General features: G+C 38.3%; 10 protein-coding genes. 5 read left to right on the forward strand and 5 right to left on the reverse strand.

Going from position 1 to position 11,685, the window contains the following annotated elements:
- Positions 1–20 precede the first annotated feature (20 nt).
- Positions 21–1,208, reverse strand: a complete 1,188-nt coding sequence (tuf, locus tag IGK53_RS08060; protein WP_002289463.1) for an elongation factor Tu — start codon at positions 1,206–1,208, stop codon at positions 21–23.
- A gap of 367 nt (positions 1,209–1,575) precedes the next feature.
- Between tuf and IGK53_RS08065 the strand changes: the two genes are divergently transcribed.
- Entirely contained in the window at positions 1,576–1,932 is a 357-nt protein-coding gene (locus tag IGK53_RS08065) for a YxeA family protein (protein WP_002290132.1), read from the forward strand.
- Positions 1,933–2,225: 293 nt separating this feature from the next.
- On the opposite strand, the gene IGK53_RS08070 is transcribed toward IGK53_RS08065, so the two are convergent.
- On the reverse strand, positions 2,226–3,230 hold the full coding sequence (locus IGK53_RS08070) for a nucleoid-associated protein (protein WP_002290131.1): 1,005 nt from the start codon (positions 3,228–3,230) through the stop codon (positions 2,226–2,228).
- 165 nt (positions 3,231–3,395) lie between these two features.
- Here IGK53_RS08070 and IGK53_RS08075 point away from each other — a divergent pair, with 165 nt between their 5' ends.
- The 3 genes from IGK53_RS08075 (at position 3,396) to IGK53_RS08085 (ending at position 5,399) form a co-directional block, all read left to right on the forward strand.
- Entirely contained in the window at positions 3,396–4,247 is an 852-nt protein-coding gene (locus IGK53_RS08075; protein ID WP_002290130.1) for an aldo/keto reductase, read from the forward strand.
- Between the two features lie 16 nt (positions 4,248–4,263).
- Positions 4,264–4,509 carry a hypothetical protein gene (locus IGK53_RS08080; RefSeq protein ID WP_002290128.1) on the forward strand — a complete coding sequence of 82 codons (246 nt, stop codon included), beginning with the start codon at positions 4,264–4,266 and terminating at the stop codon, positions 4,507–4,509.
- A gap of 185 nt (positions 4,510–4,694) precedes the next feature.
- Positions 4,695–5,399 carry a hypothetical protein gene (locus IGK53_RS08085; protein WP_002290126.1) on the forward strand — a complete coding sequence of 235 codons (705 nt, stop codon included), beginning with the start codon at positions 4,695–4,697 and terminating at the stop codon, positions 5,397–5,399.
- A gap of 725 nt (positions 5,400–6,124) precedes the next feature.
- On the opposite strand, the gene IGK53_RS08090 is transcribed toward IGK53_RS08085, so the two are convergent.
- Positions 6,125–6,898, reverse strand: coding sequence for a phosphatidylinositol-specific phospholipase C (locus tag IGK53_RS08090; protein WP_002290124.1), 774 nt, complete (start codon positions 6,896–6,898; stop codon positions 6,125–6,127).
- A 156-nt stretch (positions 6,899–7,054) separates the two neighbouring features.
- Positions 7,055–9,496 (reverse strand): hydroxymethylglutaryl-CoA reductase, degradative, encoded by a 2,442-nt coding sequence (locus IGK53_RS08095; RefSeq protein ID WP_002335591.1) that lies wholly within the window; start codon positions 9,494–9,496, stop codon positions 7,055–7,057.
- A gap of 184 nt (positions 9,497–9,680) precedes the next feature.
- Here IGK53_RS08095 and IGK53_RS08100 point away from each other — a divergent pair, with 184 nt between their 5' ends.
- The gene (locus IGK53_RS08100) at positions 9,681–10,835 is read left to right on the forward strand and encodes a hydroxymethylglutaryl-CoA synthase (RefSeq protein WP_002290120.1); all 1,155 of its coding nucleotides are present in this window, start codon (positions 9,681–9,683) and stop codon (positions 10,833–10,835) included.
- A gap of 22 nt (positions 10,836–10,857) precedes the next feature.
- Here the strand turns inward: IGK53_RS08100 and IGK53_RS08105 are convergent, their stop codons facing one another.
- Complete coding sequence (locus tag IGK53_RS08105) at positions 10,858–11,610, reverse strand: class I SAM-dependent methyltransferase (RefSeq protein ID WP_002290119.1); 753 nt, start codon at positions 11,608–11,610, stop codon at positions 10,858–10,860.
- Between the last annotated feature and the right edge of the window lie 75 nt (positions 11,611–11,685).

Below are 11,685 nucleotides of genomic sequence, written 5' to 3' on the forward strand. Positions count from 1 at the left end.
AAATATTCGAGTCACGTTTCTTATGCTTCGATTTCTGTAACGATACCTGAACCTACTGTACGGCCACCTTCACGAATGGAGAAGGTCGTTCCGTTTTCAACAGCGATTGGGTGGATCAAGTCAACATCAATCGTCACATTGTCACCAGGCATGACCATTTCTGTATCTTCTGGTAACGTGATTGTTCCAGTAACGTCAGTTGTACGGAAGTAGAATTGTGGGCGGTAGTTGTTAAAGAATGGTGTATGACGTCCACCTTCTTCTTTTGTCAACACGTACACTTCAGCTTTGAATTTTGTATGTGGAGTAATGGAACCTGGTTTAGCAAGTACTTGTCCACGTTCGATATCGTCACGTTGGATACCACGTAACAGTACGCCTACGTTATCCCCAGCTTCCCCGTAATCTAACGTTTTACGGAACATTTCTACACCTGTGACAACTGCTTTTTGTGTTTCAGGTTTGATCCCTACGATCTCTACTTCATCACCGACACGAACAGCACCGCGGTCAATACGACCTGAGGCAACAGTTCCTCGTCCTGTAATGGAGAAAACATCTTCCACTGGTAATAGTAATGGTTTATCTGTATCACGTTCTGGTGTTGGGATATATTCATCCACTGTATCCATCAGTTCCATAATAGCAGCTTCAGCATCTGGATCGCCTTGCAATGCTTTTAATGCGGAACCTTTGATCACAGGAGTATCATCGCCTGGGAAACCATATTCGCTCAATAACTCGCGAACTTCCATTTCTACCAAATCGATCAATTCTTCATCATCGACTAAATCTACTTTGTTCAAGAAAACAATTAGGTATTTTACACCAACTTGACGTGACAACAAAATGTGTTCACGTGTTTGAGGCATCGGACCATCAGTTGCAGAAACGACTAAGATGGCACCATCCATTTGTGCTGCCCCTGTAATCATGTTTTTCACATAGTCCGCGTGTCCTGGTGCATCGATATGCGCATAGTGGCGTTTTTCTGTTTCATATTCTACGTGTGCGGTATTGATCGTAATCCCGCGTTCACGTTCTTCTGGAGCTGCATCAATACTAGCATAGTCTTGAGGATTTGCTAGGCCTTTTTTGCCTAATACTGTAGTGATCGCAGCAGTTAAAGTAGTTTTCCCATGGTCAACGTGTCCAATTGTACCAATGTTAACGTGTGGTTTACTTCTGTCGTAATGTTCTTTTGCCATAATTTACAAACCTCCTAAATAATATAGATCACTGAAGGATTTCAGCTCTCACTTTTTTATTATAGTCTTTTTTTGAATAAATCAAAAAGAATACGTCCGGCTTACTTTTTGTAAGATTCAAACTAAGCTTATTATACGTCAAAATTGGTCAAAGTCAACTAAGAGCACTCGCCTGTCTTATACGCGAAAAAAGTACCTTTTATAAATAAAAAATTATGTTTTTTGAGAAAAACTTCAAGCTCTTCTTTAACTTTCTTTTGAAGCAATAAGAACAAAATGAGGAAAAGTTTAAAATTCAGCTGTCGCCAACAACTTTCAATAGACGAAATCTTCTATTTCGTTAATAATAAGAAGAGAGGTGAAGTACATGAAAAAATTAATTGGCGTACTTGTCGTTTTAGGCATCTTTCTCGGCGGAAGTTTTGCAGCCTATCATTATTTTTACGGCGGCGAAGCCTATTATACAAAAATCACGACGAATGGCGAAATGTCAGCTTTCCGAACAGATAATGGAGAAAAATTTACGACTTATACCTACAAACAAGCGGCTTATAACAAAGATGGAGAAAAAAAACAAGTGACGCTTCATGAAGTAAGAGAACATCCATTAAAGATGAATGCGTATCTCCAACTCAAAGTCAATCCTCGTAAAGGTGTATTAAGCTGGGAAGAAATAAAAGCTTCTGAAGTCCCTAAAAATGCGGCAGAAAAAATCGATCAATAATCGGTGGTCTTAAAATTTTATTAGATAAAAAGAGGCTGGGACAGGAGCGTTTAACTCCAAGAAATAAGAAGAAATTCATGAAACTTGCTTTTCAAATTCTTGTGAACTTCAGCTTATTTCCGAAGGAGTTGCTTCTGCTTCCGCCGTTTATACGTGTTTAGAGTGTGAGACAAAAGTGTTCTTTACTTTTGTCTCACACTCTTTTTTTGTTATATTCGTCTTTTCAGATCCTTCTCATGGACCATTCATTCAACTAAACATCGGTAGTTGAACATCTAATGTTCCAGTCACTTTTATAAACGATTCAATACTTCATCCACATTTTTGATCATCACAGATATCGTACCATCCGGATTATTCACAAATTCAATCAAATCTGGGTTGCGATATACATCGACTGGTACAATCAGTTCGATTCCGTTTGATAGTTTAAATTTTTGTTTTCCAAATTTTTTCTCAGAAATTTCTTGTACTTCTTTTACAGGGGGGGCTTCTGGGACAAACCCTTGCTCCTGTACTTCTTCTTTAAAAGCCAGTTTTGCCGTAATGTTTTCCTTGAAGACTTTTTCTGCGATCATCTCATGATCCAACCGTCCTTTTTCTTCTATCGTGTCATAGACAGCTTCTTTTAAATCAGCCATGATATCAAATTCTTCTGTCTCGAATTTTTTTCCGAGATGCTTGGCTACTTTTTGGATCACTTTTACGTTTTCCTCTAAAGAAGGTGCAGGAACACTTTCGATCACTCTTCCAGAAAAATAAAGCTCTTTTTTACCGGAAAACTCATATTTTTTTTCAATCAATTCGTAGGTCCAATCGGACAAGTTCACCGCGAAGGCTTCATCTGCTTTTTGTGTTTTCGCGCCTAGTATTGCTCGGTTCAAAATCAAACGGTTGTCAATCCCTACTTCGTCTGCTTCAACAAAATGCGTATAAGCCTCACGATAATTGACTTTCAATAAAGATAGGTACATCACTGTATCTAATTCATACAAAACAACAAATACATCTGCACTTGGCGCCTCTTCACTTTCTTGGTAAATATCGAACCATCGCTGAACGATTGCTTCACTTGCTTCCACAAAATTTTCTTGAGCGATTTTAAGTGATTCAACGATCATGCTTTCTTCTGCCAATTGTCCAGTTTTCGTTTGGGCAGAAGAGATTTTTTGGATTTTCTTTTGAAGAAAATCACGAATATATTCTTTTGTCAGATCCAGCTCTTTTTGTGAAAAGACCGGCGAACCCGTTTCTCTGTCAATAATATGCAGGATTGCTTTTTTTAAATAGATATCCATTTCCTCATTCCCTTCTGTCCTAGTTTACGGAAAAAAAATCAAAAATGCCAGAATCAAAATCATTTTCTTTTAAACAAAAATTTCAATAGTAGAAACAAAATGGATTCTTTTTTTTGGAAAATGCGCTAAACTTATAGATGAACGAATAAAAAAGGAGCTGAAAGTATGAATTCATTAACAAGCACGTATCGTCTATCAAATGGTTACGAAATTCCAGTAGTAGGATTCGGCACATGGCAAACACCTGACGGGGATGTCGCTGTTTCCTCTGTTAAAGAAGCACTGGCTGCAGGTTATCGCCATATCGATACTGCCCAAGGATACAAGAATGAAGAAAGTGTCGGCCAAGCGATTAAGGAAAGTGGCATTCCTAGAGAAGAGATCTTCCTAACAACAAAGTTATGGAATGCCAATCACAGTTATGAACTTGTGATGTCTTCTTTTGAGGAATCATTAAAGAAACTCCAAACAGATTACGTAGATCTGTTCTTGATTCACTGGCCAAATCCAGTTGCTTTTCGTGATAATTGGGAACAAGCAAACGCAGATACATGGCGAGCATTTGAAGAACTGTATGAAGCAGGTAAAATCAAAGCAATTGGTGTCAGCAATTTCTTGCCCCACCATCTAGATACACTTGCTAAAACAGCAAAAATCATGCCAATGGTCAATCAAGTTTTCCTTGCACCAGGTGAATTACAGCCAGCTGTAGTTGAGTATGCAAAAAAACATGAGATGATCCTTGAAGCATACAGCCCATTAGGCACTGGGAAAATCTTCGATGTACCTGAAATGAAACAAATCGCTGAAGCGCATGACAAGACGATCGCACAAGTTGCTTTACGTTGGTCATTGCAACACGGATTCCTTCCTCTTCCTAAGTCAGTCACACCAAGCAGAATCAAAGAAAATACTGAACTGTTTGATTTTGAATTGACAGAAGAAGAAATGAAACAAATTGATCAGTTAGATGGTGTAGTTGGCAAGGCAAAAGACCCAGATACTACCCAATTCTAAGTCGAAAGGTGATTTTATGGATCCAATCGAACGCTTGAATTCTCTCTCGGAAGAAGTCATTCAGACTTTTCATTCCGATTTTGTCTTTTTGATCGATGCAGAGAAGATCCAACATTTTCCTGCAAGAAACTGGACACATGATCAAATTATCGAAGAGCTAAAAAAACGGTTCGATCATTCACTAATGGTCACAACTTGGCACGAACACGAAGTCATTTATTCACCTGAGTTACCTGTTTTTGCCTTGATACCGAAAAGATAAAAAGATTGGAACAGGTTATGTGAATAGATAACCTGTTCCTTTTTTTTATTTTTCTTTCAAAAAATGGAAAAATAAGCAAATTTTTCTGTTGTAATTTGCGTATACGCAAGTTTTTTTGCATTACTCCTTTTCATTTGGCTTTTTTTTTCTTATAATCGAAAGGGTATGAGCGAAGGAGAGAACATATGAAGAAAAAACAGAAACAAAAATTATTAAATCAATTCCGTCCTTCATTGGATGGTGTAAGAGGACAGTTATTCCGTTCTCTAGAAGATGAAAGCTTGAGACGTTATGGTTTGCCATTACAAGTCATGCTTGATCCCAAAAACCGTCAAATCTTAACGATCGGATTAGCTGGAAAAACAAATGAAGATACACGAATCAACGTGCCTATCGATGATAATTTCAATACTGTATTAAAGCGGATCCGTTCGGGAGAAAACGGTATTTTCGAACGATTCCGTGACAATCTTCTTATTGAGATCGTATCTTACTGGAATGATCAACGATTGAAAAACGATGAACCAACTGCACAAACCGTTGCAACACCAGTGACAGAAGAAACAGTCAGTGTGCCAGAAGAAAAAGTGGAAGAACCAAAAGCGGACACAACTGAAAATACACGCTCAACTGATACGAATGCCGCTTTAAGTTTTGCTGATTTTTCAAAAGCTGTTGCTGAGTATCCTAAATTTTACACAGAACAAAATGAACAAGAAGTAGTTATTTATGAAAAAAATGCGGATGAACCTCGTAAGTTAGCAACTATTTCTATGACTGCTGAAAATGAATTTGTCATCGAAAAAGCACTTGAACGAAAATACAAAGTCAAATTGACTTTGATTCCTTTAATTGAACAATTTGCAGCGACAGCGATTACCGATAGATAAAAATTCTATTTGTCACAAAAGGCTGGAATCGAAGATTCCAGCCTTTTTAGTCATATAATAAATAGTTAATATTAAAAATATATATCCGAATATAACAATAGATTCGTGCTTTTTTCAATTTGTTTTTCTTGTCTATTGCATGTCCTCTCTGTGAATGACAAAGCGTTGTCTTTGCGCATGTTCCAAAGGTTGCATACGCAAAGGACGATTATCTAAATATATGTCGTTTTGCACAGTTAAGACTCGTTGGCTCCGAACACTTTGTAGATAATAAACATCCCCATTTACATGCTCTTCCCAGTTGGTATCAATCGCCACCTTGCACGGTTATTTATACTTGCCTGATTCATTACATCTACAGTGAAAGAATTATTTTCTGATAACACGCGATTTCTATCAAGATGACTTTTCAACACATATGATTTACTCACAACATCATAATCTAGGAACCACTTTTGATTGCTTCCTCCATGGTTATGGTAAATAACCCCTGTGTTGTTTCCCCGATTCTAGTCTACTACTCTCCAAACATCTGCTTGACATTGAATAGAAGCGATATAGCCATGGTATTTGCCTCTGCTTTCAGTATCTTTTAATAAGCGATGATTGATGTCAATAATCGCATTGACGAGCTTTTCGCTTGGGTAATCGTTAGGAACGATTCCTATGTGTCTGATATTTCTATGTAATATACGACGATAGGTAAAAGGATTGGTTACTGCTGCCTACCCCTGTACGCCGCTCCAAAATCCGTTTGCACTTAAAAAATTGATATATTTAACACCATTCGTCCCTCTACTTTGATTTGCTCTATCAATTTGCTGCTCGACAGCCCATCGTTTATCATTTGGATTCACTGGATTCCAATAGTCTTGTATATCAAAACTTGACGGATAAGGGATTCCGACATTATTTCCCAAGAAATTACGAAAAATGACGATTTTTCCTCGTGTCTCGCTAAGAGTCGGATTAGCGTTTCCATAATAAAAGTAATCTCTCCAGCGACTATCTTGTAAATATCGTGTATTAAGAATATGGTTGAATGTATGGTCATTTTTACTACTGTATTCTTGTTTCAATCTCATATAGACTACTTCTTCAGGATTGTCACGAAGAAAGGCCACTGTTTTATTAAGTACATCACCGAAATTCTGGTTTAGATAGTACCTGTCGTGATGCATCGTAAAAACACCATCAATGGCACGTATATCTAAAAAACGTATTCCATTGTCAAGTTGCTTGCGGATGTCGATACTTTGTGTTCTCACATAATCACTGAGTCCTCCTCTATAAGTTGCTGTCGCTGAATTGTGTGTCCCTGGAATAGATAATTCTGATAGACGTACATCATCTCTTAACTGACTCATCCAATTCCGATTATATGTACGAGCTGTCCAAGATTCGGTAGTCATATTGGCATAAGAGATTGGGACTTTTAACCTAGTAAAAACACCCCAAAACAGATGCTCAGTAGTACGGTAAGTTTTTTTCTTATTCATAAGTTCTCCATTCTTTTTTATTTTGTGCGCACACTTAATTATAGCTAGAAAAATATTCTAACAATGAACGCATTTTTCTCGTAAAAGAAAAAAAGGCAAGATCTGCAGTAAATAAAATAACTGCAAATCTTGCTTTCTTCCTCTAAAGATACTTTTTTATTTTTCTCGGATTTTTTCCAATAGCTGTATAGCTGTCTGCTGATTCATCTTTTCTGCTTCACGTAATTTTTGCGCAACTTGCTCGATTTCCTCACCAACTGCCCCAATTGAGATCGCTAATGAACGAGCTTGAAGCCCCATGTGTCCTTTTTGGATTCCTTCTGTAACTAATGCTCGCAAAGCAGCAAGATTTTGAGCTAACCCTACAGCAGCCATTACTTGCGCTAGTTCCTTGGCTGAATCGACATCTAGCATAGCTAAGGATACTTTAGCTTTTGGCAGGATATTAGAAGCTCCGCCCACTGTAGCCACAGCCAAAGGCACTGTTAACTTCCCAACTAGTTTATTTTCTTTAATCTGCCAGTCTGTTAATCCTTGGTATAATCCGTTTCTTGCCGCATAGGCATGGATCGAAGCACTTACCGCACGTGTATCATTTCCTGTAGCTGCTACTACAGCTTCTATACCATTCATGATTCCTTTATTATGCGTCGCTGCACGATACGGATCAAGCTTCGCGTATTCCCCTGCTTGCTGGATTTTTTTAGCAATTTGTTCACCAATTTCTTTACTTCTTCCTAAGCGTTCAAAGGGGATTTCACAACAGGCAGAAGCCAACGATTCTGTAGCAAAATTACTTAAAATACTGAATAGAATCTCCTCCTCAGGGAACCATTCCCGTAATTTGTTTGCTACGCTCTCAAGAATCGAGTTGATCATGTTGGCACCCATTGCATCTTTTACATCCACTAAAAAATCAATAGATAGGTAGGCATGGAAACTTCCCATAAATTCCCGTGTAGAGATATCTTGAACACCGCCCCCGCGTTTCACGATGGAAGGATAGCTTTCATTTGCACAAAGAATCAGTTCTTCTTTTCGATGATTCACTGCATTGATCACTGCTTGATACTCCGATTTTCCTGATAGAACGATTTGTCCGCGCATCAGCCGTTGAGGTGTTTCTGCACAGATATTTCCGCAGATTTTTGCGCCATTGCTTGCAGCTGCAATAACAGATGGTTCTTCTGTAGCCATCGGGATCCATTTTTTCTTGCCATTGATTTGGAAATTTTGTGCAATGCCCATTGGGGTTTCCACTTCGCTCACTTGGTTTTCAATCATATGATCTGAGAGCTCTTCAGAAAGTGTTTGTTCCTCAAAAATCAGTGCATTTTCCTGTGTCAATACACCTTTTTCAACTAATTGACTGCGCCGTTCAGATGGCGTGAGCTGATAGAACTTTTTTTTTTGCAAATCCTCACGTGTTTGCTCCGTATTCGCTTCTAACAAGACTGCCAAGCCTAAACCTCCGCCAACACATAATGAAGCAATCCCGTATCTCTTCTGCTCACGAAGCAATCCGTAAGCTAACGTGGTCAAAATCCGTGCACCGCTTGCCCCAATTGGATGTCCTAATGCGATTGCTCCTCCATAGATATTGACCTTTTCTTCATCTAACTGTAGTTCTCGATTGACCACGATAGATGAAGCCGCAAATGCTTCATTGATTTCAAAAAGATCGATCGTTGGTAAAGCTATTCCTGCTTTATCTGTCAATTTTTGAATGGCTGTGATTGGAGCGATTCCCATGATGCTTGGATCAATACCAACTTCCGCTACTTCTTTGATGGTTGCCAAATAAGGCAGATTATTATTCTCTGCGTATTCTTTGGATGCAAGGATCACCACTGAGGCACCGTCATTCAATGGAGAAGCATTGCCTGCTGTTACTGTTCCTTCTTCCGAGAATACTGTACGTAATGTACCCAATTTTTCCAATGTACTATTTCCACGAACTGCTTCATCCTCAGATAACATGTCTTCAGCAGAAATCTTGAGCGGAATGATCTCCTCAGAAAACATGCCAGCTTCAACAGCTTGAGCTGCTTTCAATTGGGATGCCAAGGCATAACGATCCTGTTCTTCTCTGCTCACAGAAAATTGGGTTGCCACATTCTCTGCGGTTAATCCCATATGTGCATTTGAAAATGCGTCAGTCAATCCGTCGTTGACCATACTGGAAATTGGTTCGCCATATTCATTTGTTTCTGACTGATAGGGTTTCAGCATAGGTGCTTGTGACATACTCTCTGTTCCGCCTGCTACCACAAGCTCTGCTTCACCTAATTGGATCAGTTGACGTGCTAAAATCACTGCTTTCATACCAGATCCACAAACTTCATTGATTGTCATTGCAGGGACATCCACTGGGATACCGCTGTTCAGAGCAATTTGTCTAGCAACATTTTGACCATTACCAGCCTGCAGGACATTCCCGAATATTACTTGATCTATTTTATCTTTTTTCAGTTTTGTTTTATCTAATAATTCTTTGGTCACAAGTGTGCCTAATTCAACTGCAGTAAATGAACTTAAACTTCCGCGATACTTTCCTATCGGCGTTCTTGCAGCATCTATCATTACGACTTCTTTCAAGTAAGCCACCTCCTACAAAAATATACCATTCTTTGCTATAAAAACAAATAGCTCTTGTTCCAGTTAGTTTTTTCTAAGATTAAATTTTAACAATCCTTAAATATTTGCTTTTTTATATTTCTTTTAATCTTTTTATGATACTTTAGTAAAGTAAGTTTTTTATCATGAGTAAAGAGGTGTTGAAATGAAAATAGGGATTGATCGTCTTTCCTTTTTTATTCCTAATTTATATTTAGATATGACAGAATTAGCAGAAAGCCGTGGAGATGACCCTGCAAAATATCATATCGGTATTGGTCAAGACCAAATGGCAGTCAATCGTGCGAATGAAGATATCATTACACTAGGGGCAAATGCTGCCAGCAAGATCGTGACAGAAAAAGACCGTGAGCAAATCGACATGGTCATCGTCGGAACAGAATCCGGGATTGACCATTCAAAAGCGAGTGCGGTAATTATCCACCATTTACTAAAAATCCAATCTTTTGCTCGTTCTTTTGAAGTAAAAGAAGCTTGCTACGGTGGCACCGCAGCTTTACACATGGCAAAAGAATATGTCAAAAATCATCCAGAACGAAAAGTACTAGTCATAGCAAGTGATATTGCTCGTTACGGCTTGGCAAGCGGTGGTGAAGTGACGCAAGGTGTCGGTGCTGTTGCGATGATGATCACTCAAAATCCGCGTATTTTATCGATTGAAGACGACAGCGTATTTCTGACAGAAGATATCTATGATTTCTGGCGTCCAGATTACAGTGAATTTCCTGTTGTTGATGGACCTTTATCTAATTCTACGTATATTGAATCGTTCCAAAAAGTTTGGAATCGACATAAAGAATTATCGGGTCGAGGACTCGAAGATTATCAAGCGATTGCTTTCCATATCCCATATACGAATATGGGAAAAAAGGCATTGCAAAGCGTATTAGACCAAACAGATGAAGGAAATCAAGAACGGCTACTGGCTCGCTATGAAGAAAGCATTCGTTACAGCCGACGAATCGGTAATCTTTACACTGGTTCATTATACCTTGGACTAACTTCTCTACTGGAAAATTCGAAATCATTACAGCCAGGAGACCGCATTGGTTTATTCAGCTACGGTTCTGGTGCAGTAAGTGAATTTTTTACAGGTTATCTGGAGGAAAACTATCAAGAATATCTCTTCGCACAATCTCATCAAGAGATGCTGGATTCTCGAAAACGAATCTCTGTTGACGAATATGAAACGATTTTCAGCGAATCGCTTCCTGAACATGGAGAAAGCGCAGAATATACATCAGACGTACCTTTCTCGATTACAAAAATTGAAAATGATATTCGTTATTACAAAATATAATACACGCATAAAAAAGATCCCTTCACGAAATGTGGGGGGATCTTTTTTTGTCCTTGGACCAGAGAAGCAGTCGATAGGTCAACCTAGTCGTACTGATGATTTCTGGTTTTTCACTGAATAGTTTGCGAATATATCTAGTCATAACAGGATCTTTTGCGTGCTCTTCATAGTACATCTTCATCCACTCTTCAGTAATTGATTCCTGTGCAAAATAAGTAAAATCTTTTTTCTTTACTTTGAATCCTTTATCAATTAAATATGATTCAAATTGATCCATGATAAATGGGGTTGTATTAGGATCTTCTTCTATCATTCCTAGTTGCTTTTCGATAGGATAAAAAACATCATCGATTGATTCCACTACTCTCATTATCACGCACCATTTGCTTGACTTTTTCATCAGTTTTTCTAATTGATTGGGATGTGTCAAAGCTGGGTTTGCTGCTGTAAAAACCACTTCATATGTCTCACTGGATTGGATAAATTCTTCTAATGATCGTTTGATAAAGGAAACATTTGATAAGTCAATTTTTTCTGCTTCTTTTTTTGCATTTGCTAACATTCCTGAAGAAAAATCAATCAAAACGTAGTGATTAACTTCTTTTGCTAAAGAAAGAAATCTGCCAGATCCTCCGGCAACGTCTGCTACTATTTCAGCAGGCAGGACTTTCTCCGACTTCAGATATTTTCTTACATCTTCTGCAATAGTTGTTTGTGATTCTTGCTGGATTTCATAATATTCTTCCGCAAAATCATCCCATTCTTTTTCATTCATTTGAATCCCTCTAAATTTTTGATTTTTGTTAGATATTTTCACTTTTCGGAATAAATAATTCTCCTCTTTTAACTA

The organism is Enterococcus sp. DIV1224 (genome assembly GCF_050555455.1).
GTDB classification, from domain to species: domain Bacteria; phylum Bacillota; class Bacilli; order Lactobacillales; family Enterococcaceae; genus Enterococcus_B; species Enterococcus_B lactis.

What these genes read in the sequence shown, in the direction of transcription:
- IGK53_RS08090 (WP_002290124.1), bottom strand. Translation starts at nt 6,898, where the DNA reads ATGAATAAGAAAAAAACTTACCGTACTACTGAGCATCTGTTTTGGGGT.
- IGK53_RS08100 (WP_002290120.1), top strand. Translation starts at nt 9,681, where the DNA reads ATGAAAATAGGGATTGATCGTCTTTCCTTTTTTATTCCTAATTTATAT.
- IGK53_RS08075 (WP_002290130.1), top strand. Translation starts at nt 3,396, where the DNA reads ATGAATTCATTAACAAGCACGTATCGTCTATCAAATGGTTACGAAATT.
- IGK53_RS08065 (WP_002290132.1), top strand. Translation starts at nt 1,576, where the DNA reads ATGAAAAAATTAATTGGCGTACTTGTCGTTTTAGGCATCTTTCTCGGC.
- tuf (WP_002289463.1), bottom strand. Translation starts at nt 1,208, where the DNA reads ATGGCAAAAGAACATTACGACAGAAGTAAACCACACGTTAACATTGGT.
- IGK53_RS08085 (WP_002290126.1), top strand. Translation starts at nt 4,695, where the DNA reads ATGAAGAAAAAACAGAAACAAAAATTATTAAATCAATTCCGTCCTTCA.
- IGK53_RS08070 (WP_002290131.1), bottom strand. Translation starts at nt 3,230, where the DNA reads ATGGATATCTATTTAAAAAAAGCAATCCTGCATATTATTGACAGAGAA.
- IGK53_RS08105 (WP_002290119.1), bottom strand. Translation starts at nt 11,610, where the DNA reads ATGAATGAAAAAGAATGGGATGATTTTGCGGAAGAATATTATGAAATC.
- IGK53_RS08080 (WP_002290128.1), top strand. Translation starts at nt 4,264, where the DNA reads ATGGATCCAATCGAACGCTTGAATTCTCTCTCGGAAGAAGTCATTCAG.